Source organism: Tenacibaculum mesophilum (genome assembly GCF_003867075.1).
Classification (GTDB): domain Bacteria; phylum Bacteroidota; class Bacteroidia; order Flavobacteriales; family Flavobacteriaceae; genus Polaribacter; species Polaribacter mesophilus.
In genome coordinates this window covers 2,607,728-2,632,095 of record NZ_CP032544.1, presented here as the reverse complement: position 1 = coordinate 2,632,095, position 24,368 = coordinate 2,607,728, and the positions used below count along the sequence as shown (strand labels likewise).

The window sequence follows — 24,368 nt, the reverse complement described above, 5'->3', positions numbered from 1 at the left end:
GCTTGTTTTAAAGGATGCAAATTTACAGTTATTGTTGATAAGTAAAAAGTTTAGTTCTTTTAATACAGCATGAAAACTTAAATAAATACAAAAAACCTCACAAGCCTTATAAGCTTTGCAAGGTTTAAAATTGAAATAAGAGAGAGTTTATTATATTATCCTAATGATGTATCTGTTAAAATTACTTTTAATGTTCCCCCACGTTCCGATCGCTGAATGTTACATATCCTTTCTTTTTGAGGTGGTCCATAAGGTAATGTAGGGCATGGTTTATCGCCTTTTAATTGAATACAATCGGTGCAGTTTACAGGAAACACTCCTGGATTACCTGAATTTTTCTGTAACTTTTTATTATAAATTCTACTAATAGGTGTTTTATTTGGTCCGTAATTCCACCCCCCATCCTTGTCTACCTCCATGGCAATAAAGCTATTTATTCCATTAACACAGCTTATATCAAAAGCTTCAGCACATGAGGTATTTGGGTTTAATGTAAACTCTGCAATACTCGTTCCTTGTGCTCCGTGGTTAAAGTCTGCTCCTTTTACAGGACACTGTGGTTCTATATAAAAACAAATATTTCCACTAAAACATTCTCCTTTCGGATCAAACTCTTTAGTATCCTTAGCTCCTAATTGAAATTTTCCCATGAGTTTATTCACTTTGGTTAAAAAACTAAAATCTGACACTCCAACAGGAGATGGACAGCATTTATTAGCAGCATTTGATGCTGCAAAAGTTACGTAAACCTCTACTGGTTTTGAGGTTTGATTTGTAACGGATAGCGTTGTGTAATTTGTAGACATTTTTTAAAGTTTAAAGTTAATTGTAAACGTATTGGTAAAATACTTTCTGGAAGATATTAATTGTATGTTTATAAACATTTTAAAATGTCTTTACTGATTGTTTTTGAGTAATGAGCGATTTAATTTAAGTTTCAAAAAAGCTTGGTGTAGCTAGCCTTACTTGGCTATATTTTTATAATTTAGGAAACTTAACAACTAACCTACTATGAACGAAAATATAACGGCTTTAGATATTAAAGAAAAAGTATCTACTTTACTTAAAGACTCTATTGAACAATCTGAAATTGAAAATTTAATAAACGAAATACATACTTACTTTAAAGAATTAACTCAGCTCACTGGATTTGAAAATCATATAGAGCACTTAGCAGCTATAACAACTTCAAAAGGAAAGGCTTTAGGATTAAACCATGCTGCACAGTGTTTGTTAGATTATAAACGAACTGTGAAGTTTTTAAAAGCTATGGTGATGGCGATTAAAGAAAAACAACAAGACCATCCTAATGAAACAATTCATATTTTTTATGCTGGTTGTGGACCTTATGCTCCGTTTGTTACTCTAATTGCTCCGCTTTTTAGTCCTGAAGAAATACAGTTTTCTTTACTAGAAATTAATGATAAGTCTTTAAAATATGCGAAAATCCTTATTCAAAAATTAGAACTTACCAATTATGTAACGAACTATTATACTGCAGACGCTGTTACTTTTAAAATACCTGAACCTGAAAAGTTTCATATACTCTTTAGTGAAACATTGGATGCTTTGTTGTACAGAGAGTGTTATGTTCCTATTTTATTTAATCTACTACCTCAACTATCAGAAGATATTGCTGTAATTCCAGAAAATGTTTTGATAAAAATGAGCTTATCGGTTAATTCAATTACAGATTCTAAACATATAACTGAAGAAATTGACACCATTATAAATGTTAGAGAGGTTATTTCATTAAACAAATCTGATATTATTTCTACTCAACTACCCGATAAAAAAGTAGCTGTAAAATCATTAAATATAGAACAGTACAATTACTTACTATTAGACACATTGGTGCATATTTATGATAATATCTGGCTAACAAGAAACGAGTCTTCTTTAACAATTCCTCTTGAAATGGGAATTGAACATCCTTTCCTATTTAATTCAATTGTTTACACTTACCAAATGCATCCAGATATTGAGCTAAAATACAAACTAGAGCAATAATATTTCTTAGATTATTTTAAACAAAAAAAGCATAACCAAATTAGTTATGCTTTTCTTATTTCTGAAATTTCTTTTGCTTATCCTTTTATAGGAACAGTAACAATAATGTTGTCCCAACCAATGTACATGTTAAATGTATCATCTTCTCCTTCAAAAACAATTGAAAAAGCTTCAATTGTTTCGTCCGACTTAGAAGTAGGAGCAGTAACTCTAGCTACATCTTCACTTTCGTTATAAAAGTAAGACCCCCAAACATTTTTAGCTGTATTTAAAATAAGAGTCCATTCTTTTTCCCCTGGAATTGTAAATAAGGTATAGGTTCCTGCTTTTACTTTTTTACCTCCAAAAGTTATATCTTTATAAAATGTAATTTCAGCTGCTTCATTCGCTCCTGTTCTCCATACTTTTCCCATAGGAGCTAGTTTTGCTAACGATCTTCCTTTTAATTGTGGACGGCTATAAACAACTTTTACTTTTTTATCTGAAATTCTATAACTACTAGGAAAAGCAGCTGCATCCATTGGACTTTTATCTAAATTCGCAAATTTTTGAGCTGTTACTTCGTTTGAAAAAACTAAAGCTACAGCGAGCACGATAATTGATAAAATTGATTTTTTCATGTTCTTATTTTTAATTATTAATTGAGGGTTTTGTCATCAAATTTAAGAATCCTTACGTAAAATTCACTCTTTTTTTAAAACAATCCTATTTTTTGACTCTAAACAAGCAAAGAATAATTTTCTTAAAAATTGTAATTCAAGTAAATAGATGTTCTATATTCTACTTCTATAGTTCCTTGTGCTAAATTTTGCTGTATTGGATACATTGCTAAGGCTCCTACTGTTAATTTTTTTGCATTATACTCGGCACCTAAGCTAGAAAACAATGCATGACCTTCAGTATTTTTAACTTTTAATCCAATCATTTTATTACTTTCATAGAATTCTCCTGAAACTCCTATTGAAGGCACAAAACTATTTTGCTTACTATCTTTAAAAGCATAAAAGAAAGTACTATTGAAATTAAATTGATTTCCAAATCGATATTCTTCTTTATTTGTAGTTTTTATGTAATAATTAAGATAATTTGTAACTCCAAAATTATTTCTCTTAAATACGTACTGAAGGTTCGTTATTACATCAACACTTCCTGTTCCTAATTGAAAACTAGGGTTTATTGAATTATTAATTGCTTCGTTGTAAGTTCCTGTTGGTAACTTTAACCCTCCACCAACTTTTAATAAATGATTAGAAGATATAACCTTATCTTTTTCTTCTTTATAACTTCCTGTATTTTTATTTAAAACGGTATAATTAATTAAAAAAGATATATCTCCTAAACCTTCAATAGCTGTTGTTTTATCAACATAGTCTCTTGAATGAAAATGAAAAGGAACAAAAATTTGGGCTTCTAAATACTCTTTAATAATTGGAATTCGAGACCAAACTTGTACTGTATTAAAATACTCATTTATAATTGGAGAGTTGTTAAAAATCCCATCTTTTGATTGGTATTTTTGGTGTAAATAACGTACACCAACAAAATTATTATCTATTATTCCTCCCATTCCTAAACTACCTCCGCTGTTACTACAACCACAAGCATCGCAGTCTAAAAATAGCTCATATCGCTTAGGGAATGTGTCCGCTTGTATTTGTCCTGAAATTAATAATACTAATATGAGTAGTACTTTATTCGGCAAATCTTTTATCTGTGATAAATTCTTCATCTGTTAATGTTTTTAAAAAGGCTATAATGTTTTCTTTTTCTTGCTCGTTTAATGCTATTCCGATTGTTCCATTCTCATTTTTAAGAATTGGATCTAGGTTTTGGGTTTCTTGAACTCCTGTTGCATAAAAATTCAATACCGATTTTAAAGACCCAAATCGACCGTCATGCATATACGGAGCAGTAAGTTCAATATTTCTTAGACTAGGCACTTTAAACTTGTATTTATCTTCTTCTAATAAGGTAACCGTCATTCTTCCTAAATCGTTAATTTCTGGGTTTATTGGTAAACCATTATTTCTAAAAGCATCATCTGTAAACAAGTCAGATGTATGACAAGAAGCACATTTTGATTTAAAAAGCTCTAGTCCCTTTCTTTCTTGCTCAGAAAACTCTCCTCCTTTTTCCACTCGAATATATTTATCGTACTTTGAATTGGCTGAAACCATCATTAACATAAATTGAGACATCGCCTTAAACGTGTTGTCAGCATTGATTTCTCCATCTTCAAAAGCTTGACTAAACAATTTTCGGTAAGCTGCATCTTGTTGTAGTTTTTCCAAAATATTGGTTACTGTTTCGTCCATTTCAACGGGATTGGTAATTGGTATTATTGGAAATATATCTAAGTGAAAAGCAGCTCCATCCCATGAAAACTGTTTTTGGAAAGCCATATTTTGAATTGGAGGCGTATTTCTAGTCCCTACTCTATCTTCTACACCGTGACTTAATTGATGTCCATGGTGTGTAAACGCAAACTTTTGCTGATGACAAAAAGCACAAGAAACTACTCCGTCTGACGATAGTTTTCCTTCATAAAAAAGCTTTTTCCCTAACTCAAATCCCTTTTCTGTAATTGGGTTTGAGCTTAAATTATAATGAGGTTCAGGAAAGTTGCTCGGTTGTTCAAAAGCTAATTCAACATTAGTATACACATCTTCCTGCTTACAACTAAAAAAAGAACATACTAGCAAGACAATCATTATTTTTTTCATTACATACGGTATTAATAGCTAATTTTTTTCAATTAGCCTATTACACTTAAAAGAATAGAGTGAACTTTCACCCTATTCTTTTTGATTAGATGTGTTAATTAATGATGGTTTGTATGATGTACATGGTGAACCATGAACATCTCAGTATAGTTTTCTGCTATGGTAGCTGCTTTATCTCCCCCCATAATAGTTGCACCTTCTGAAAGTTTAATTTTAGATTTACCATCTAACATTGTATTGGCATCTACTTTAATATGCAATTGTGGTGATTGTTCTTTACTCACAATAGCAGCATCCATAGGTAATTCTACTTCCTTATATAAATCTACTGTTGTTCCTCTACTTGCAATATGAAGCATATATTGTTTTTCATCACTAGTAGTGTTTTCTTTGTAATTTCCTTCTAAAACCACAAACTTATAACCCGCTTGCCAACTCCAAGTTAAATTGTATTTTTCTGCTAAAGTCCAGAAATCTTGCTGAACAGCTTGTCCTTCTTTAAATCGTTCTTGATCTACACCAATTCCGAATTTAACTTTTGTATACTTTCCTGCTGGTACGTCTTTAAGTGATATTTGAATTTTCTTAGGTTTGTCTCCTCCTCCTTCACTAATTATAAAGTAACTTTCTTCTTTAGGGTATACAAATTCTTCTCCTTCTTCTGTTACAAGCACAAAGTTACTTACGATATAATCGAAAGAATTTACAGTTAATACTTCTCCATTTCCGTTCGTGTATGTTGAAGTCCCTAATAAAAGCTTGTCTTCAGCAAAACCGTTATCGAATTCTATTACTACTTCGTTTTTTCCTTCTAATTTATCATTAATTATTTCATCGTCACTACATGAAGTGAACACCATAGCAAAAGCTATGATAGCTAATATTTTTTTCATCTTTTAATTTTTATATACTACAGTACTTCTTTAACAATGCTGAGCATCATTAAAGTTTTTGCCTGTAAATTGTGTTTTAATCTTGTTTTTATTTTACAATAGTCTACTCTTTTGATTACCTTATTTGTAACCAATTAGTAGTAATTTTAGCCAATTATGAAGATTAAATAATAGGAGGATGAAATACTTCTTTATTAAATAAGTAGTGATAGTTTTTTTTATAAGAAAATGTTCCTTTCTCTTTTACAAACTGTTTTTCTTCTAAATTTATATTAAGAATAGAAACAAACCCAATAGGATATTCTTCCATCGAGATTCGTAGCGATTTAAAGTCGTCGTCTTGTTGTTTTTCAAGCTCCATCATTAACTGACACTTACCGTTACAGTTTAATTCTGGCTTATCTTTATTAATACATAAAACTTTTGATATATAATCATAATTTATTGCATACTCAACAAAAGGAGCTATTGGGCGCAACATGGCTATCATGTAGAGTGCAACAAAAAAATATATGCTTAGTTTTTTTATCAAAAAAAGGACTTTTTTCTCACGCAAAGATACGATTATCCCTACTTATAATCAATAATAAAAATACATGTTTTTTGTTTTATTTTAATTTGTTCTAAATAAAAAACTTATCTTTGCAAAGATTTTATTGAAGAATAATGATTGTTTTTTATACTGAAACCAAGAAAGTTACCTCTAAAACTTCTATTAAGAGACTAGAAAAAGTTACTTTTTGCAGCTCCGCATGTACAAGTAATTGTATTAAGCCTAAAAGTAAATGCTGTAACAAATATCAAAAGAAAGGTGTTAATTGTAAAAGGTGCCCTTTAACATTTGATTTAAAAGCAGTTTCGTAATTAACAACTATTTTCTCACGTTTGTTTATATATTATAAACAAAAGCCCTTAAAAGAAATTTCTTTTAAGGGCTTTTTTAGTTTTTGCCTACGATTTTCTTTATGCTACCTTTAATAAAAAGTAATTTTTCTTACCTCTTTGTAATAACACGTATTTATCAGCAATAAGGTCTTTTGAAGTGATAACAAAGTCTTCACTTACTTTTTCTTTATTTACTGATATTGAATTCTCTTTTAAAGCTCTTCTTGCATCACCGTTTGATTTTAAGAATCCAGTTTTAGCGGCTAAGGCTGCAATCATATCTAAGCCTTCAGCTATGTCTTCCGATGTTACCTCAGCTTGCGGTACACCATCAAACACATCTAAAAAGGTTTGTTCATCTAAATTCTTTAAGTCGTCAGCTGTTGACTTTCCAAATAAAATATTTGAAGCAGCAATCGCTTTATCTAACTCTTCTTTAGAATGTACGAAAATTGTTACTTCTTCAGCTAACTTCTTTTGTAATGCTCTTTGGTGTGGTGCTTCTTTATGTTCAGTAATTAAAGCATCAATAGTTTCTTTATCTAAAAACGTAAATATTTTAATATACTTTTCAGCATCTTCATCCGAAGTATTTAGCCAAAATTGGTAAAACTTGTAAACTGACGTTTTATCTGCATCTAACCAAACATTTCCTCCTTCAGACTTTCCAAATTTAGAACCGTCAGCTTTTGTTATTAATGGGCAAGTAGCTGCAAATGCTTTTGCATCCTCTCCTGGTGTCATTCTACGGACTAGTTCAGTACCTGTGGTAATATTACCCCATTGGTCAGAACCTCCCATTTGTAATTTACAGTTTAAGGTTTTATATAAGTGATAGAAATCATACCCTTGAATTAATTGATACGTAAACTCTGTAAAACTCATCCCGTTACCCGCTTCTCCTGTAATACGTTTTTTTACAGAATCTTTTGCCATCATGTAGTTCACAGTGATTCTCTTACCAACATCACGTACAAATTCGATAAATGAAAAGTCCTTCATCCAATCGTAATTGTTTACTAATAAAGGAGAATTTTTAGTTCCGTTATCAAAGTCTAAAAAGCGACCTAATGTTCTTTTTAAACCTGCTACGTTTTTAGCTAAAGCCTCTTCATTTAATAAATTACGCTCATCTGATTTTCCTGTTGGATCACCGATCATACCTGTTGCACCTCCTACTAAAGCTACTGGCTGATGCCCTGCTTTTTCAATGTGAACTAGTAAAATAATTGGAACTAAACTACCAATGTGTAACGAATCTGCAGTTGGATCAAAGCCAATATAAACCGACGTCATTTCTTTTTGAAGTTGTTCTTCGGTTCCTGGCATAATGTCGTGAATCATTCCACGCCATTGTAATTCTTCTACTAAATTCTTGGTCATTTTATTCTATTTTTAAAGAAGCAAAGATAAGTTTATCAACCAAAATAAACTAAATTCGCTTTATGATTTTAGTTACAGGAGGAACAGGTTTAGTAGGCTCACATTTATTATATCACTTAAGCCAAAAAAACGACAAGATTCGAGCTATTTTTAGAACTGAAGAAAAGCGTGAATATGTTAAGAAAATCTTTTCTTTTTATACAGATAATGTGCAACAGTATTTTTCTAAAATTGAGTGGATACAAGCTGACATTACTGATATTCCTTCCCTAGAACCTGTATTTGATAACATCACACAGGTTTATCATTGTGCTGCATTGGTTTCTTTTAACCCAAAAGATTATAGAAAAATGCGTCAGGTAAACATTGAAGGAACTGCCAACTTAATCAACTTTGCTATTGATGCTAACGTAGATAAATTCTGTTTTGTAAGTTCCATCGCTGCGGTTGGTAACGCTATTAATGGAAAACCGATTAACGAAGAAAACGAATGGCTTGATAGTGATGAAAATCATGGATATGCAATTACCAAGTATGGTGCTGAAATGGAAGTTTGGAGAGGTAGCCAAGAAGATTTAAGTGTAGTAATTGTGAATCCTGGTGTAATTTTAGGAGGAGGTTTTTGGAATGAAGGCTCTGGTAAAATGTTTACTCAAATAAGTAATGGATTTAACTTTTACACTGAAGGTGTTACTGGCTTTGTTGGAGTAAATGATGTGGTGAAGGCTATGATAGATCTAATGAATTCTAACATAAAAAATGAACGTTTTATTCTTGTTTCAGAAAACAAATCGTTTAAAGATGTTTTATTTAGTATTGCTGATAATCTAAATAAAAAAAGACCTTCAAAAAAAGTAGGACAGTTTGTTACCTCAATATTTTGGAAAATTGACTGGTTTTTAACAAAGCTTACTGGTAAGGAGCCTTTACTAACTAAGAACTCTGCAAAATCTGCTCACAACAAATCGTTCTATACTGCTAAAAAAATTATAGAACAACTTAATTTTGATTTTGAATCAGTGAATGATGTAATTACTAGAGTTTCTAAAGAGTTTAAAAGGTAAGTTACTTAATTTTCTTTAAGTCCTTTTTTTCAAACTCTCTATCTTCTCTTTTTATTAATTCTTTAGGAAGATCATTCAATAATAGTTCTTTATCTAAAATTGTATCTCTTTTTAATTTTCCTTCCTTTTTAATTCCTTTTATTGAATCTTGAACCTCTTGCTTTTTTCTATATAAAACGTCTAATGAATCAATGTTCTTTTTTACTTTATTTAAAATTTCAGTATACTCATCAACCATAGAAGTGTAATATGTATTACTAGCATCAAAGCGAGTACTGTCAATTCTATACTTTTCGTATACCAAAAACATATAGTTTTTTTCTCTCTTTAAAAACTTATTTTTTTGATTTTTGGCAGAAGAAGCAATATACATATCGGTTAGTAACGAAATCATAGAATCTTTCGGAATTAAATTATCAGGCTTTTTGTATATCGTATTACTTGTACACGACACCAAAAAAAAACCAATACATATGTAAAAAAAAGACTTCATTTATCTGTTAAATAATAATCGTTTCCCTTTAATTTCTTCGTTAAAAATTCCCTCGTTATACATTAAGTTACCATTTACAAAAGTGTGTGTTATTTGATTTGAAAACTCAACACCTTCAAACGGAGACCATCCGCATTTAAATAACACATTCTCTTTATCTACCGTCCATTTCTTATCTGCATCAACTAAAACCAAGTCAGCATAGAAACCTTCTTTTATAAATCCTCTTTTTTCAACTTTGAAGATTTTCGCTGGATTGTGGCTCATCTTTTCTACTGCTTTTTCTATTGACAGTACTCCTTCTTTCACCTTTTCTAGAATAGCTGGAACTGCATGCTGTACTAATGGACCTCCACTAGGTGCCTTTGTATACATATTATCCTTTTCTTCTAAGGTATGCGGTGCATGGTCGGTTGCAATGATATCAATCCTATCATCTAACAACGCCTTCCATAATCCATCTTTATCTTTTTGTGTTTTCACAGCAGGATTCCACTTAATGTGTGTTCCTTTTTTATCATAATCTGCATCGGTAAACCATAAGTGATGTACACAAACCTCTGCCGTAATTTGTTTTTCCTCTAACGGAATATCATTTCGAAATAAGTGCGTTTCTTTTTCTGTAGATAAGTGGAAAATATGTAAACGTGCTCCTGTTTTCTTTGCTAATTCAATTGCTTTTGAAGATGATAAATAACAAGCTTCTTCACTACGAATTAACGGATGGTATTTTACAGGAATATCATCACCATATTTTGCTTTGTACTCTTCTGTATTTTTCCTAATGGTTGCTTCATCTTCACAATGCACAGAAATTAACATCTTAGTTGATGAAAATATTTTTTCTAATACTTCTTCATTATCAACTAACATGTTTCCTGTTGAAGAGCCTAAGAATAGTTTAATTCCCGCAACGTCTTTTGGATTCGTTTTTAACAATTCTTCTAAGTTGTCATTAGTTCCACCAAACATAAATGAATAGTTAGCATACGATGTTTTACTTGCAATTTCAAACTTATCAGCTAATAATTCTTGAGTTGTTGCTTGAGGTACTGTATTTGGCATTTCAATAAAAGAAGTAATTCCTCCTGCAATTGCAGCCTTACTTTCTGTAGCTATATTTGCTTTGTGTGTTAAACCTGGCTCACGAAAATGTACTTGATCGTCAATCATACCAGGAATTAAAAACTTTCCTTCTGCATCTACCATTAATACATCACCTGTAGGAATTATGTTTTCTCCTATTTCCTTAATAAATTCTCCTTCTATTAAAACATCGCCTTTAAAAACCTTGTTTTCGTTAACGATTTGTGCGTTTTTAATTAAATATGATTGTTTCATTTTCTACTAAATTTCCATTTTCATGTTAATCAAACTTTTGTTAAAACCAAAGCGTTCGTACGCCTTTATTGCTGATAAATTGTCGTTGTAAACATCAAGTCTTAACTCTCGTATTTCTTTGCTTTTTGCCCAATTTTTTAACGAATTCAAAATTAAAGCACTTATTTTTTTACCTCTAAAATTAGGTTTTACATATATAAAACCAATATATCCATTATGTTCATTTTTACGATAACTTCTAGATTTTTCTATTCTGAGATAACCTGAACCCACAATTTCATCACCAGATACTGCTACAATTAAATATACATTGTCAGCAAAAATCATTTCTTCCAGATTATAGTAACTAATTTTTCCTTCTTTCAATGATGAATCAAAAGGTCTTTCAGCTTCTATTACACCCTGTTCAAACCCTAACAAGATTTCTAAATCTTCTTTCTTTGCTTCTCTTGTCGTAATTGTGGTCATTCTCCTATTTCGGTAATCCGTTAATTCTCATTTTTATCACACCAAAGACAGCTTCTTTAATAATTCCTTTACTTAGTTTCGACTTTCCTAAAACTCTATCAGTAAAAATAACTGAGACTTCTTTGATATTGAATTTGTGCTTCCATGCCTTGTATTTCATTTCAATTTGAAAAGCATATCCTACAAATTTAACTTTATCTAACTTAATTGTCTCTAAAACTTTTCTTTTATAGCATACAAAACCAGCTGTCGTATCATGAATAGGCATTCTGGTTATTAACCGTACGTATTTTGATGCAAAATAAGACAATAACACTCTGCTCATTGGCCAATTAACAACATTTACCCCTACTGAATATCTTGAACCAATAGCTACATCTGCTCCATTATTAACACATTCATTGTATAATTTGATAAGATCTTTTGGATTATGTGAAAAATCAGCATCCATTTCTATAATATAATTGTATTTTTTGGAAATTGCCCATTTAAAACCATGAATATACGCAGTTCCCAATCCACTTTTCCCTTTTCTTTTTTCAATAAAAAGCTGATTAGGAAATTCTTTTTGTAACTTTTCTACAATTATTGCAGTTCCATCAGGGGAACTATCATCTACAACCAACACATGAAACACCTTTTCTTGACTAAAGGCTGCTCGAATAATAGCTTCAATGTTTTCTTTTTCATTATACGTAGGAATTATGATTAAAGCGTCTGACTTCATGTAATTTTCATATAAATCTGGGCAAAGATACATTTATTTATTACTAATTTTGTGTTAATTAAAAAAGTATAAAAACAATTGAAAGCAATAGAAAGAGTTATATATAATGATAATTGGGTTACTTTAGTTATCATACTAGCTATTGTATTATTGGCTATGATGAAGCTACTAAAACCTACTAAGTTATATGGATATACTATTGCTTTTGTAACTCCTGGTTTTTTTCATAAAAGAATGGAAGAAGGTGTTTCTTTTTTCACACCTTTTAAATTGTTACTGTTTTCTTTTTCTATAATTGTTATTTCTTTATTTTTATTTTTCACTTTAGTATCAGAAATATATTCTCATAGTTTTCTAGCTTTTTTAGGACTCTTCTTGTTTGTTTCTGTATATTTTTCTGTTCGTTTTTTTTTAGATTATGCATTGGCAAATATTCTTGGTTTATCTAAAACCGTAAACTATTTTTTATATACAAAATCGGGTTATTTATATGTTCTTAGCATTTGGTTATTTCCCATTATCATACTGTATCAATACACTTTTACAAATAAACTTTTCTTAATTTATTCTTTCTGTATCTTGCTTGTTTTTAGGGTCTTTTTAATTTTAACAAATAATAAAAAACTTGTAATTAGTAAGTTGTTTTATTTTATTTTGTACTTTTGCACCCTTGAAATAGCACCGCTATTAATTCTTTATAAAACAACAACTACGTAATAAAGAGAAAGTTTATGAAAGTTAAAACTATTTTAGTCTCTCAACCAAAACCAAAAACAGAAACATCGCCATATTTTGACTTGGCAGAAAAGCAAAAGGTTAAGGTTGACTTTCGATCGTTTATTCATGTCGAGGGAATACCTGTAAAGGAAGTAAGAGCTCAAAAAGTTGATTTAAACAATTACACAGCCATTATACTTACCAGTAGAAATGCTGTTGATCATTTTTTTAGAATCGCTGAAGAAATGCGTTTTACTGTCCCTGATGATATGAAGTACTTCTGTCAATCTGAAGCTGTAGCCTATTATTTACAGAAATACGTTGTGTACCGTAAACGTAAAATTTATGTTGGTAATAGAACATTTCCTGAATTAACTAAATTAATCAAGAAACATAAAGACGAGAAGTTTTTACTTCCTTCTTCTGATAAATTAAAATCTTTAATTCCTGAAGAATTAGATAAATTGGGAGTTAACTGGAAACGTGCGGACTTATATAGAACTGTAGTCAGTGACTTATCTGATTTAGAAAATGTTTTTTATGATATTTTGGTATTCTTTAGTCCATCAGGGATTGATAGTTTATTTGAAAACTTTCCTGATTTCAAACAAAACAATACTCGAATAGCTGTTTTTGGAAACACTACTATTAAAGCTGTTGAAGATAGAGGTTTACGTGTAGATATTGCTGCTCCGACACCAGAAACACCTTCAATGACTATGGCTTTAGAAAAATATATTAAAGAAGCTAATAAAAAATAAATAGCCTACTTGCTTTAAAAAGCCGCTAATTAAATTAGCGGCTTTTTTTTGTAATGCAAATATATTTCTTTCGACTTTTCCATTTTATTCTAATTAATGGAAAGTCCATAAATGTCAAAACAACCCAATATAGCTATTCTTATTTTTGCAAACTCTTCTAAAAGAGAGGCTGAAAATAAGTTTTTAGAAAAAGGGGAACAGTTATTTGACTATTTAAATAAAAAGATTGTTTTTGAAGCTTCAAAAACAAACGCTCAAATATGTATTTGTAATGAAACTCACCAAATAGGAGCTACTTTTGGTCAGCGTTTTACGAACGCTATAGAAAACACTTTTGCCAAAGGGTTTCATAACATAATTGTTGTAGGAAATGACAGTCCAAATTTAAACGCTTCCCACCTACAAAAGGCTATTGACCATCTTCAAAACGACCTTCCTGTTTTAGGTCCTTCAACAGATGGAGGCATTTATTTACTCGCCATTAATCAAAAACATTTTAACAAGAAAAGTTTTGCAACACTTCCTTGGAAAACTCCCGATTTATTTAGTACGCTAAAAAAAATACTTGAAAAAAACGAACATTCTGTATCACAACTCGCATACTTAAAAGATATTGATTCAGAAAACGATTTAATCTATTTTTTAAATCGTTATTCAACGAACAGTTTCCTAAAATATCTAATTAATAAGATATTTCTCTTATTGAGAAAAAGTTTTTACAACACCTCATACACATACAGATATCAATACACCTCAGTACTTTACAACAAAGGTTCTCCTACAACTTCACAAAGAACTTCCATTTTTTCTTAAGTACAACAATATCATAACAATCATTCATTTAGTAGTAAAATGCTTCGCTTTTTATTTACTCTTTGATGATTCTCAATATGAAACAAAATTTATAAAATACATGAAACAAATCTTACTGGGGTTGTTATTATGCCTAACCACCTTTGCGAATGCTCAATATACAATTAGAGGAAAAGTAACCTCAAAAAAAAATGGAACTCCCATTCCTTTTGTTAACGTAACTATCAAAAACACCACGAAAGGAACGGTTACAGATAATAGTGGCAATTACTCTTTAAAAATAAAGAGCAAAAACGATATACTAATTTTTTCTTCTATAGGCTATAAAACAGCAGAAATTAAAGTTGGGAATCAAAAGAGTATATCTATTTATTTGCAAGAAGAAAATACAGGGTTAGACGAAATAATTATTACTGCTTTAAATAAAAAAAGAGAGTCTAAAGAGCTAGGATATGCTATTCAAAGCATCCAACAGAAAGATATTTCAGAAGTTAAATCGGTAAATTTTTTAGATAATTTATCAGGAAAATTAGCGGGTGTTAACATTACCAGTGGTGGGGCTACTGGCGTTGGCTCATCTTCAAAAATCGTTATACGAGGCGAACAATCTTTCACCAATAACAATCCACTTTTTATTGTAGACGGTACCCCCATAAACAATAATACTATTTTTAATAATACTAATGAGGCAGCTGCAGGTTTTCAAGAAGCTGATTTTGGTAACGGTGCTATGGAAGTTAACACCGATGATATTGCCTCTGTTTCTGTATTAAAAGGAGCTAGTGCTGCTGCTTTATATGGTACTAGAGCTTCTAATGGAGTTATTATCATCAACACAAAAAAAGGAAGCAATGCTTTTAAAATGAGTGTTAATTCTTCTTTATTTATTGACACAGCTTTCCAACTTCCTCAGTTTCAAAACGAATACGGACAAGGAAATTCTGGACGTTTTGAATTTGTTAATGGGTTAGGTGGAGGAACTAACGACAATATTTCCTACAGTTGGGGACCAAGATTAAACCAAGGTACTTTAATTCCTCAATTTGACAGTCCAGTATCTCTACCCGATGGCACTACCGTTAGAGGAGGTGATACTGCTTTGTACAATGGACTTCCTATCACCCCCACTCCATTTATAGCACACCCTAACAACTTAATAAATTTTTATAAAACAGGTATTACAGCGATTAATAACATTGCCATAGCATCGGGATTTAACAAAGGGAATTATCGTTTGTCATTGACCGATGTTAACAGTGAATCAATTATACCAGGTGTTAATTTACATCGTAAAACAATTGCTACTAATTTGCAATTCATCCCTTCAAAAAACACTACCATTACTTCGCATGTTAATTATGTAAATAGCAATAGTGATAACAGACCTTCTAATGGATACGGATCTGAAAACGTGAATTATTCATTAGTAGCTTGGGGGCCTCGATCGTTAAACATTAACAGTTTAAAAAATTATTGGCAGCCAGGATTGGAGGGTAAACAACAATATTCGTTCAACTATACTTTTTTTGACAACCCATATTTCATATTACACGAAAATAGAAATGAATTTAACAGAGACCGTGTTTTTGGTAATATTTCAGCAAAACAACAAATTACCAACAACCTAAACCTAACACTAAGAACAAGAATGGATTACTCTAGTGAAAACAGGCGTTTTTTAAGAAACTTTAGTTCCAATCGGTTTAGGAATGGTGCATATGCTGAACACAAAGTAACCTATAGAGAAATTAACACCGATTTTTTAATTAATTATACCCCTAAAGTTAATAATATTACTCTTGACATTTCCTTAGGAGGAAATCGTCTTGATCAAAAAGCTAGTACACAACAAACACAAACTACACAATTAGCACAACCCGGTATTTTTAGCTTTAACAACGCTGCTTCTCCCATTGAAACTTTTAATTTTTTATCAGAAAAAAGAATCAACAGTTTATATGGCTTAATAAAATTAGGATATAAAAATATTTTCTTTTTAGACATTACAGGTAGAAATGATTGGTCTAGCGCGCTTGCTACTCCAATTACCACCACTAATACTTCTTTCTTTTACCCTTCGGTTTCTACCAGCGTCATTTTAAGTAAATTATTTCCCCTTCCTACAACGGTTTCATTTGCAAAAGTTCGTGCAAGCATTGCTCAGGTTGGTAACGACACCAATCCATATCAAACTTCAAGAACCTTTATCCCCACAACAAATGTACATGCACAACCCGCATTTACAAGTCAAGATTTTATTGCCAATCCTAACTTACGCCCAGAAAAAACAACTTCTTTTGAAATAGGGGCTGATCTTCGTTTTTTTAATGATCGCTTAACTTTTGATATTACTTATTACAACGCACTTACCAAAGATCAAATTTTATCACTTCCAATTCCTATTTCATCAGGTTTTAAACAACAAGTAGTTAATGGCGGAAAAGTACGTTCTGAAGGGGTAGAGCTTGTTATAAATGCCACTCCTTTTAAAACCAATAACTTCAAATGGAATACTACTGTGAACTTTAGTAAAAATGTTGCCACCATTGAATCGTTACCTCAAAACAGTGGACGAATTACATTGGCGTATTCAAGAGTATACAACAATCCAGATCAAACAGTTTGGTTTCAAGTAGAAGAAGGCGGACGCATCGGTGATTTTTACGGAACTGGTTACTTAAAAAATGAAAAAGGTGATTTTGTCTTAACATCAGAAGGAAATTTTATTGCAGACCCTACACTTAAAAAACTAGGAAATTACAATCCTGACTTTACAATGGGACTCAACAATAGTTTTTCGTACAAAAACTGGAATTTAAACTTCCTTTTTGATTGGCGACAAGGGGGAGAATTAGTTTCAAGAACCTTAGCTTTAGCAGGAGTTGCTGGTCAGTTAAAAGAAACAACTTACCGACCAACATCGGGTATTATTGCACAAGGGGTTGTAAATACTGGTACTCCAGAAAACCCAATATACACCCCAAATACAACTGCAATAACTCCCGAAAGTTATTACAGACAATTTTACGACAGAAATCATGAAGAAAACAATGTCTATGACGCCTCTTATTTAAAGTTACGACAATTTGCCTTCAGTTATACCTTCAATTTAAAAAACAATGCCTTTGGTTTCGTTAAAAATGGAGCTGATGTAACTCTTTCTTTTATAGGTAAAAATGTATTTGCAATTAGTAACATTCCTCATTTTGATCCAGAGCAACTAGCAGTACAGGGAAATAGAATTGTTAGTGGTGTAGAAGATATGTCGTATGCTACCACCAAAAGCTTCGGATTTAAACTAGGTGTAACCTTTTAAAAAACAATATCATGAAAAATTACATATCTCTCTTCCTATTAGCACTTATAACAAGTTGTACTAGTGATTTTGAAAAAATAAATACAAACCCTAACTTTCCTGTTGATGTAGAACCCAATTTATTATTTCGTAAAGTTATTTACAATTATGGAGAGGCAATGTCGTATGAAGGTTTTGTTGCAGGTAATTTATTAAGTCAACAACTTACTGCTTTAGATTTTAATTTATTTGATCGTCATGCTTTAAAATCACCACAATTAGGAGGGAATCCATGGCCTGTATTTTACACTAATTTAAGGGACAATGAAATTATCCTAAACAAAGCCAAAAATAATCCAACATTTAAAGTGTATGAAGGCCCTGCTTTAATTTTTAAGGCATATATGGCTATGGCTTTGACAGATCTTTTTGGAGATGTTCCCTATAGTGATGCTTTTAATGGAGATAACAAAACTGTTACTCCCAAATACGACACACAAGAAGCTATTTACTTAGCAGATGGAGGTATTTTAGATAGTTTAAAAAAGGGAATAATAGCAATTGAAAATTACACGGGTAGTTTACCGCTAACTGGCGATGTTTTATACAACGGAAATCTAGATAGCTGGATTTTATTTGCCAACTCATTACGAATAAAAGCACTCATCCGTATTTCATCAAAACAAGATACAAGAAAAGAACTTCAAGAAATTGTAACCGATGGCAACTACATTGCCAACAATGCTCAAAATGCTGTTTTTAATTTTACAGATGGAGAGCCTAATAACTTTAGAATGGCACGTTTACGAGTAGGAGATTTTAACAACTTTGTAATGTCTAAAACTATTGAAGAAATTTTAAAAGAGCTAAATGATCCTAGAATTCAAACTTTTTTTAGGCCTTCTAGTAATATTCCCAGTAATTATAACGGGTTAATTAACGGAATAGACGCTTCAAAAACCACTATTTCATTGGGAGATTATTCATTAGCTGGTTTTATTTTTAGAGAACATTCCGGAAATTTGCAAGCCAATTATATGACCGCTTGGGAAACTAATTTTTTATTAGCAGAAGCAGCTCATAAAGGTCTTATTACCCACGATGCCAAATCACTATACGAATTAGCTACCAAACAAGCCTTTAGTTATTGGAACACCAACATACCTAATGATTACCTTACAACAACTGCTAGTTTTGACGACACAAAAGCCCTTGAGCAAATTATTACACAAAAATGGATTGCTAATATTATTAACGGCTATGAAGGGTGGATAGAATATCGTAGAACTGGGTTTCCTAATCTGAACCCTATTTCAGCAAGTTTAAATAACAATTTAATTCCTGTAAGAATGCCCTATCCTGCAGAAGAAGCCTCTTTAAATAAGATAAATTACGAATTAGCTGCTCAAGCTACTAATGGTAATAGTATTAATTTTGGTGTTTGGTGGAATAACTAAAGTAAGAAATTAAAATTTTCTCAGAACATGTACAACCAATGAAAGAAATAATATACATTTGGCAATGGGGTTTGCTACTTAGTACCAGCTTAGTATTTTTAATATTAGCACCTTTTGCCCAAACCAATCAAACTTTCTTTAAAGCTACACACAATAAAAAAGCACCTAATACATTATTACTCACAGGTAGCTTAGTCATCTCTTGGATTTTTGCTAAAAGTATTACCAATGCCGCTAATTTAGGCTTACAATTTGGACTTGTAGGAGGGGTTGCATATGCACTGTATTACCTTTCGTTTGCCGTTGCTGGAATAATTATATATCAACTACGTACCAAAGGAGGTTTTAAAAGCATTCATGACTTTTTAGGTATTCGATTTGGTAATACCGCTATTCTTGTATTTTCAATTTTAATTCTCATTAGACTATTTAACGAAGTTTGGTCAAACACCATGGTTATTGGTTCTTATTTTGGAGCTGTAGGTAGCTCTTCATACTACACTTCTATTGTGGTTTTTACACTTTTAACCTTGACTTACGCTTTAAAAGGAGGTTTGAGTAGTAGTATTTTTACTGATGCAATTCAAATGTTATTTTTCTCTGTACTTTTGGCTATTATTCTTTGGAATATTTATTCTACTAAAGGTATAAATTACGAAACCGTTTCAAATTCTGGTGAGTGGACGATGGCTTTAGGAGGAAACTTAGCTATCGCTGCTTTTTTACAATCGTTTAGCTATCCTTTTCACGACCCAGTGTTAACCGATCGTGGTTTTATAAGTAATCCGAAAACAACCCTAAAAAGCTTTCTTTGGGCTACTGTTATTGGGTTTTTATGTATTGTTTTATTTAGTTTTGTAGGTATCTTTGGAAAAATCAATGGCCTTAACGGTCAAGCAGCTGTTGCTTTTAGTAAAACCTTAGGCGTTGGAATGTTATTAGTTGTTAATTTTATTATGATTACCTCAGCTGCATCTACCTTAGATTCTACATTTTCATCAACAGCTAAGCTTTTTGCTATTGATTTAAACATTAACCCCTCTGTTTCATTTGGTAGAATAATAATGCTACTCATTGCTATTATAGGAACTCTTCCTGTGTTCTTAAACGCTTCAATTTTATCAGCAACCACTATTAGCGGTACTATGGTTATTGGACTAGCTCCAGTTTTTATATTATGGAAGTTAAAACCTCCTAAAATTAGTTACTACTTATCTGTAGGCACTGGTATTATCATTGGATTTTTATTAGTTTTTGATGCCTTTCCTTCTTTGTTAATTTTTACTTCTGGCAAGTATGCCAATTTACTTTGGAGCAATGTTTGGGGAAGTATTCTTTGTTTTACTCTTTATTTAATTCCGTTATGGATACAAAAACAACATACATAAATACCGTTAAAGGAAAAGTACTTTTGTTTGGGGGTGTTTACAGTAATCTACAAGCTTTAGAAGCTTTAATTAAAGTCGCTGAAAAGGAAAATATAGCACCTGAAAACTGTTTTTGCACAGGTGATATTGTTGGCTATTGTGCACAACCAGAAGAAACAGTACAAGCCTTTATAAACTGGGGAGCACATAGTATTATTGGAAATGTAGAACAACAGTTACGAAATAGAGAGGTTAATTGTGGTTGTGATTTTACAGAAGGTTCTCGTTGTGATGTTTTTTCAAAAGCGTGGTATCCTTTTGCTCAAAACCAACTTTCGGAAGCTTCAATTAATTGGATGCAAACCCTACCCAATTATATCTCTTTTACTTATGCAAATAAAAAGATTTTCATGGTACATGGTTCATACCATTATATTTCTGAATTTATTTTTAAATCTACTCCATGGAAAAATAAAATTTCATCATTCAATGAAACTAATTGCGATGTAATTGTTGCTGGACATTCCGGACTTCCTTTTACAGATGAAAAAGACTCGCTTCTTTGGTTAAATCCAGGAGTTATTGGCATGCCTGCTAACAATGCAAAACCACATGTTTGGTATGCCATTTTAAATGACACTAATGGTTTTTCATACTCTTTTCATACTCTTTCTTATAATTATAAAAAAGCAAATACATTAATGACTGAACAACAGCTACCTCCTGCTTATGCACAAACATTACTTACAGGTTTTTGGGACAATATGGAAATTTTGCCCCAAGAAGAACGACTATGGAAAGGACGAGATTTATTTAAAATTATAAATCATTAATTCATTATTTTTATTGCTGAAATTTATAGCTCCTATGGAAAGATACCTAGAAATCGTAAAAAACTCCTACACTGGTTATTGGAACTACTTAAAACAATCTGTTTTGTTTGAAATTCAATGGGAAAATTATTTTTATGGTTTAATTATAATTTCTCTTATTGTTTGGGGATTAGAAATTATCTTTCCTTGGCGCAAAAACCAACCTTTATTTCGTAAAGATTTTTGGCTGGATACTTTTTACATGTTTTTCAATTTCTTTTTACTAAACCTCATCGTTCTTATTGCCTTATCAAATACAGCAGAGCAGTTTTTTAATGATATTTTAGGTTTGGTTGGATTATCGGTTGCTAATTTTCAATTATTCGACATCAACACATTTCCTTATTGGGCGAGACTCTTAGTATTTTTTATTAGTATTGATTTTGTACAGTGGTTCACTCATACATTATTACATCGATATGAATTTTTATGGAACTTTCATAAAGTGCACCATTCCGTAAAACAAATGGGGTTTGCTGCCCACTTACGTTACCATTGGATGGAACCCGTAGTATATAACTCTATGAAGTATATTCCGCTTGCTATTATGGGCGGATTTACAGCACAAGACGTTGCTATTGTTCATTTTTTCAACATTACTATTGGTCATCTTAATCATGCCAATATTAACTGGGATTACGGTTGGTTAAAATATATTCTGAACAATCCAAAAATGCATATTTGGCATCATGCAAAAGAACTTCCTGAAGACAGAAAAATGGGAGTAAACTTTGGAATTACGCTAAGCATATGGGATTACATTTTTAAAACTGACTACATTCCTTACAATGGGCGTGATATTGAATTAGGTTTTGAAGGGGATGAAAAATTCCCTAAAGACTTTATTCACCAAGAAATATATCCAATAGGAAAAAAATAACATTTTAAGTCTTTTTTAACCTATTACTTAATACTTTCAATTAGCTGTTTTGCTACCAATTTGTATCTTTAGCTTTTTAAAAATAAACAGATGAAGTATATAAAAATTCTATTCTTATTTATTGTCGTTCAAGTTACTGCACAGCAAGGAGGTATGTGGATTCCTTCTCTTTTAGAAGGAATGAATGAACAAGAAATGACCTCTTTAGGAAGTAAACTTACCGCTAAAGACATTTATGATGTAAATAACTCAAGTTTAAAAGATGCTATTGGGCATTTTAACGGAGGTTGTACTAGCGAAGTGATTTCTCCTGAAGGATTAATTTTAACCAATCACCACTGTGGTTTTGGACAAATTCAATCTCACTCATCTTTAGAAAATGATTACCTAAAAGATGGTTTTTGGGCGATGAATAAAAAAGAAGAATTACCTAATAAAGGGCTATATGTTGAATTTATTGTTCGTATTGATGATGTAACTACCAAAGCATTGAATGGGGTTACTGATACTATGACTGAACGTGAAAAACAATCGACTATTGATAAAAACATCAACGAAATTCAAAAAACAGTACAAAAAGAAACATGGCAAGGTGTTAAAATAAAGCCATTTTACAAAGGCAATCAATATTTCTTATTTGTTACAGAAAAATTTGAAGACGTTCGTTTAGTAGGTGCACCACCAAGTAGTATTGGAAAATTTGGTAGTGATACCGATAACTGGGTTTTCCCTCGTCATACAGGAGATTTTTCATTATTCAGAATTTATGCTGATAAAAACAATCGTCCTGCTAAATACAGCAAAGACAACGTTCCTTACAAACCAAAGCACTTTTTACCAGTTTCTTTAGATGGAATTGAAGAAGGTGATTTTACTATGGTTTTTGGTTTCCCAGGTCGTACTAATGAATATTTACCCGCTGTTGCTATTAAACATATTACACAAGAGTTTAATCCGAGTAACATTGCTATTCGTGAAGCTGCATTAAAAGAAATTGATGCACAAATGAAAGCTAGTGATGCTGTTCGTATTAAATATGCTTCAAAACAAGCACGTATTGCAAATGCTTGGAAAAAATGGATTGGTGAAAATCTAGGAATTAAAAAGAGTAATGCTATCGCAGAGCGTCAAGCTTTTGAAGCTACTTTCAAAAAAGCATTAAAAGAAAAAGGATTAGAAAAAACCTACGGAAATATTCTTCCTGAGTTTGAAAAATTATATATAGACTTTGCTGATATTAATATTAAAAGAAGAAACTTTATTGAAGTTTTCTTAGTTACCAACGAGTTGATGCAAATGACTTTTAGAGCGTATCAGTTAGAACAAGTAGCTTTAAATAAACCTAAAAAGTTTGAAGAAGCTAGAACTTCTTTGGTAAATCGAATTAAAGGAATTCATAAAAACTTTGATGTAAATGTTGATAAAGGAGTGTTTAAAAATGTAATGCCTTTATACAATCCTACTAATGTAGATGCTTCTATTTATGACAAAACAAATTTTACTGATTTAAATAAAGCTTTACAATTATTAGAAGGAGACGCTAAAAAGGTGGTAAAAAACTTAAACAAAGATGCTGCTTACCAATATGCTAAGCCTATGATTGAAGAGTTTTACACAAAAATAAATCCTGAGTTTCAACAGAAAAACCAGCCAATTACAGCGTTACAAAAAACATACATGAAAGCATTAATGGAAGCATTACCAAATACACGCTATTTTCCTGATGCTAACAGCACTTTACGTGTTACTTACGGTCAAGTTCGTGGATACTCTCCTAGAGATGCTGTATACTACAATCCTGTAAGTTATTTAGATGGTGTTATTGAAAAATACGTTCCTGGTGATTATGAATTTGATGTACCTCAAAAGTTACGCGATTTATACGACGCTAAAGATTTTGGACAATACACTGATAAAAACGGAAAAGTTCCTGTTTGTTTCTTAGGAACCAATCATACCACAGGTGGTAACTCTGGTAGTCCTGCTATTGATGCACACGGAAACTTAATTGGATTAAACTTCGACCGTGTATGGGAAGGAACGATGAGTGATATGAATTACGATCCTGAAATTTGTAGAAATATTATGGTTGATGTTCGCTATGTATTATTTATTGTAGATAAATATGCAGGAGCAAAACACTTAATTGAAGAAATGAAGTTAGTACACCCAAAGAAAAAATAAAACGTTTTTCTACATAAGAATAGCTTAAAAAGCGA

At 31.5% G+C, this 24,368-nt stretch carries 22 protein-coding genes; 11 read left to right on the top strand and 11 right to left on the bottom strand.

The genetic code is table 11. The features are described from left to right. Positions 1 to 155: 155 nt before the first annotated feature. Positions 156 to 806, bottom strand: coding sequence for a hypothetical protein (locus D6200_RS11855; RefSeq protein WP_073182230.1), 651 nt, complete (start codon positions 804 to 806; stop codon positions 156 to 158). Positions 807 to 1,011: 205 nt separating this feature from the next. On the opposite strand from D6200_RS11855, the gene D6200_RS11850 reads away from it, so the two are divergent. Then, positions 1,012 to 2,010: an SAM-dependent methyltransferase gene (locus tag D6200_RS11850; protein ID WP_073182231.1), complete on the top strand. Its 999-nt coding sequence runs from the start codon at positions 1,012 to 1,014 to the stop codon at positions 2,008 to 2,010. Between the two features lie 77 nt (positions 2,011 to 2,087). Here the strand turns inward: D6200_RS11850 and D6200_RS11845 are convergent, their stop codons facing one another. The 6 genes from D6200_RS11845 to tyrS form a co-directional block, all read right to left on the bottom strand. After that, positions 2,088 to 2,630, bottom strand: a complete 543-nt coding sequence (locus tag D6200_RS11845) for a DUF2911 domain-containing protein (RefSeq protein ID WP_073182232.1) — start codon at positions 2,628 to 2,630, stop codon at positions 2,088 to 2,090. Between the two features lie 122 nt (positions 2,631 to 2,752). Beyond that, complete coding sequence (locus D6200_RS11840) at positions 2,753 to 3,739, bottom strand: transporter family protein (RefSeq protein ID WP_083574777.1); 987 nt, start codon at positions 3,737 to 3,739, stop codon at positions 2,753 to 2,755. Further along, complete coding sequence (locus D6200_RS11835; protein WP_073182233.1) at positions 3,702 to 4,733, bottom strand: cytochrome-c peroxidase; 1,032 nt, start codon at positions 4,731 to 4,733, stop codon at positions 3,702 to 3,704. Before D6200_RS11835 ends, D6200_RS11840 begins: the two co-directional genes overlap by 38 nt. Before the next feature lie 98 nt (positions 4,734 to 4,831). After that, positions 4,832 to 5,626, bottom strand: a complete 795-nt coding sequence (locus D6200_RS11830; RefSeq protein WP_073182234.1) for an MbnP family protein — start codon at positions 5,624 to 5,626, stop codon at positions 4,832 to 4,834. Between the two features lie 163 nt (positions 5,627 to 5,789). After that, on the bottom strand, positions 5,790 to 6,158 hold the full coding sequence (locus tag D6200_RS11825; RefSeq protein ID WP_239178205.1) for a hypothetical protein: 369 nt from the start codon (positions 6,156 to 6,158) through the stop codon (positions 5,790 to 5,792). Positions 6,159 to 6,589: 431 nt separating this feature from the next. Then, positions 6,590 to 7,894, bottom strand: coding sequence for a tyrosine--tRNA ligase (gene tyrS / locus D6200_RS11815; protein WP_073182235.1), 1,305 nt, complete (start codon positions 7,892 to 7,894; stop codon positions 6,590 to 6,592). Between the two features lie 62 nt (positions 7,895 to 7,956). Between tyrS and D6200_RS11810 the strand changes: the two genes are divergently transcribed. After that, positions 7,957 to 8,958, top strand: coding sequence for an SDR family oxidoreductase (locus tag D6200_RS11810; RefSeq protein ID WP_073182236.1), 1,002 nt, complete (start codon positions 7,957 to 7,959; stop codon positions 8,956 to 8,958). A 1-nt stretch (position 8,959) separates the two neighbouring features. Here D6200_RS11810 and D6200_RS11805 read toward each other — a convergent pair whose 3' ends face one another. The 4 genes from D6200_RS11805 to D6200_RS11790 are packed head-to-tail and all read right to left on the bottom strand — an operon-like array spanning position 8,960 to position 12,020. Continuing rightward, the gene (locus D6200_RS11805) at positions 8,960 to 9,451 is read right to left on the bottom strand and encodes a DUF4296 domain-containing protein (protein WP_073182237.1); all 492 of its coding nucleotides are present in this window, start codon (positions 9,449 to 9,451) and stop codon (positions 8,960 to 8,962) included. Next, positions 9,452 to 10,792, bottom strand: a complete 1,341-nt coding sequence (locus tag D6200_RS11800; protein WP_073182238.1) for a dihydroorotase — start codon at positions 10,790 to 10,792, stop codon at positions 9,452 to 9,454. A gap of 6 nt (positions 10,793 to 10,798) precedes the next feature. Beyond that, entirely contained in the window at positions 10,799 to 11,260 is a 462-nt protein-coding gene (locus D6200_RS11795) for a GNAT family N-acetyltransferase (protein ID WP_073182239.1), read from the bottom strand. A gap of 4 nt (positions 11,261 to 11,264) precedes the next feature. Then, on the bottom strand, positions 11,265 to 12,020 hold the full coding sequence (locus tag D6200_RS11790) for a polyprenol monophosphomannose synthase (RefSeq protein ID WP_231128370.1): 756 nt from the start codon (positions 12,018 to 12,020) through the stop codon (positions 11,265 to 11,267). A 45-nt stretch (positions 12,021 to 12,065) separates the two neighbouring features. On the opposite strand from D6200_RS11790, the gene D6200_RS11785 reads away from it, so the two are divergent. The 9 genes from D6200_RS11785 to D6200_RS11745 all read left to right on the top strand — a co-directional run bounded on the left by D6200_RS11785 (position 12,066) and on the right by D6200_RS11745 (position 24,333). Beyond that, on the top strand, positions 12,066 to 12,704 hold the full coding sequence (locus D6200_RS11785; RefSeq protein WP_073182241.1) for a DUF4271 domain-containing protein: 639 nt from the start codon (positions 12,066 to 12,068) through the stop codon (positions 12,702 to 12,704). A 14-nt stretch (positions 12,705 to 12,718) separates the two neighbouring features. Next, a complete protein-coding gene (locus tag D6200_RS11780) occupies positions 12,719 to 13,465 on the top strand; it encodes a uroporphyrinogen-III synthase (RefSeq protein ID WP_047787881.1) in 747 nt (248 codons plus the stop codon). Between the two features lie 111 nt (positions 13,466 to 13,576). Then, a complete protein-coding gene (locus D6200_RS11775) occupies positions 13,577 to 14,278 on the top strand; it encodes a TIGR04282 family arsenosugar biosynthesis glycosyltransferase (protein WP_073182242.1) in 702 nt (233 codons plus the stop codon). A gap of 100 nt (positions 14,279 to 14,378) precedes the next feature. Then, complete coding sequence (locus D6200_RS11770; RefSeq protein ID WP_073182243.1) at positions 14,379 to 17,594, top strand: SusC/RagA family TonB-linked outer membrane protein; 3,216 nt, start codon at positions 14,379 to 14,381, stop codon at positions 17,592 to 17,594. Between the two features lie 11 nt (positions 17,595 to 17,605). After that, complete coding sequence (locus D6200_RS11765; protein ID WP_073182244.1) at positions 17,606 to 19,030, top strand: SusD/RagB family nutrient-binding outer membrane lipoprotein; 1,425 nt, start codon at positions 17,606 to 17,608, stop codon at positions 19,028 to 19,030. 38 nt (positions 19,031 to 19,068) lie between these two features. Further along, positions 19,069 to 20,418, top strand: coding sequence for a sodium:solute symporter family transporter (locus D6200_RS11760; RefSeq protein WP_073182245.1), 1,350 nt, complete (start codon positions 19,069 to 19,071; stop codon positions 20,416 to 20,418). Further along, on the top strand, positions 20,394 to 21,230 hold the full coding sequence (locus D6200_RS11755) for a metallophosphoesterase family protein (protein ID WP_073182246.1): 837 nt from the start codon (positions 20,394 to 20,396) through the stop codon (positions 21,228 to 21,230). Before D6200_RS11760 ends, D6200_RS11755 begins: the two co-directional genes overlap by 25 nt. Before the next feature lie 34 nt (positions 21,231 to 21,264). Further along, positions 21,265 to 22,149, top strand: a complete 885-nt coding sequence (locus D6200_RS11750; RefSeq protein ID WP_073182247.1) for a sterol desaturase family protein — start codon at positions 21,265 to 21,267, stop codon at positions 22,147 to 22,149. A 90-nt stretch (positions 22,150 to 22,239) separates the two neighbouring features. Beyond that, positions 22,240 to 24,333, top strand: coding sequence for a S46 family peptidase (locus tag D6200_RS11745; protein WP_073182248.1), 2,094 nt, complete (start codon positions 22,240 to 22,242; stop codon positions 24,331 to 24,333). Positions 24,334 to 24,368: the final 35 nt, after the last annotated feature.

Bases quoted from the DNA above. Each gene is read 5' to 3' on its own strand.
- D6200_RS11835 (WP_073182233.1), bottom strand. From the start codon at position 4,733: ATGAAAAAAATAATGATTGTCTTGCTAGTATGTTCTTTTTTTAGTTGT.
- D6200_RS11810 (WP_073182236.1), top strand. From the start codon at position 7,957: ATGATTTTAGTTACAGGAGGAACAGGTTTAGTAGGCTCACATTTATTA.
- D6200_RS11745 (WP_073182248.1), top strand. From the start codon at position 22,240: ATGAAGTATATAAAAATTCTATTCTTATTTATTGTCGTTCAAGTTACT.
- D6200_RS11760 (WP_073182245.1), top strand. From the start codon at position 19,069: ATGAAAGAAATAATATACATTTGGCAATGGGGTTTGCTACTTAGTACC.
- D6200_RS11830 (WP_073182234.1), bottom strand. From the start codon at position 5,626: ATGAAAAAAATATTAGCTATCATAGCTTTTGCTATGGTGTTCACTTCA.
- D6200_RS11775 (WP_073182242.1), top strand. From the start codon at position 13,577: ATGTCAAAACAACCCAATATAGCTATTCTTATTTTTGCAAACTCTTCT.
- D6200_RS11780 (WP_047787881.1), top strand. From the start codon at position 12,719: ATGAAAGTTAAAACTATTTTAGTCTCTCAACCAAAACCAAAAACAGAA.
- D6200_RS11805 (WP_073182237.1), bottom strand. From the start codon at position 9,451: ATGAAGTCTTTTTTTTACATATGTATTGGTTTTTTTTTGGTGTCGTGT.
- D6200_RS11790 (WP_231128370.1), bottom strand. From the start codon at position 12,020: ATGTATCTTTGCCCAGATTTATATGAAAATTACATGAAGTCAGACGCT.
- D6200_RS11755 (WP_073182246.1), top strand. From the start codon at position 20,394: ATGGATACAAAAACAACATACATAAATACCGTTAAAGGAAAAGTACTT.
- D6200_RS11765 (WP_073182244.1), top strand. From the start codon at position 17,606: ATGAAAAATTACATATCTCTCTTCCTATTAGCACTTATAACAAGTTGT.
- D6200_RS11845 (WP_073182232.1), bottom strand. From the start codon at position 2,630: ATGAAAAAATCAATTTTATCAATTATCGTGCTCGCTGTAGCTTTAGTT.
- D6200_RS11800 (WP_073182238.1), bottom strand. From the start codon at position 10,792: ATGAAACAATCATATTTAATTAAAAACGCACAAATCGTTAACGAAAAC.
- D6200_RS11770 (WP_073182243.1), top strand. From the start codon at position 14,379: ATGAAACAAATCTTACTGGGGTTGTTATTATGCCTAACCACCTTTGCG.
- D6200_RS11855 (WP_073182230.1), bottom strand. From the start codon at position 806: ATGTCTACAAATTACACAACGCTATCCGTTACAAATCAAACCTCAAAA.
- tyrS (WP_073182235.1), bottom strand. From the start codon at position 7,894: ATGACCAAGAATTTAGTAGAAGAATTACAATGGCGTGGAATGATTCAC.
- D6200_RS11795 (WP_073182239.1), bottom strand. From the start codon at position 11,260: ATGACCACAATTACGACAAGAGAAGCAAAGAAAGAAGATTTAGAAATC.
- D6200_RS11840 (WP_083574777.1), bottom strand. From the start codon at position 3,739: ATGAAGAATTTATCACAGATAAAAGATTTGCCGAATAAAGTACTACTC.
- D6200_RS11850 (WP_073182231.1), top strand. From the start codon at position 1,012: ATGAACGAAAATATAACGGCTTTAGATATTAAAGAAAAAGTATCTACT.
- D6200_RS11750 (WP_073182247.1), top strand. From the start codon at position 21,265: ATGGAAAGATACCTAGAAATCGTAAAAAACTCCTACACTGGTTATTGG.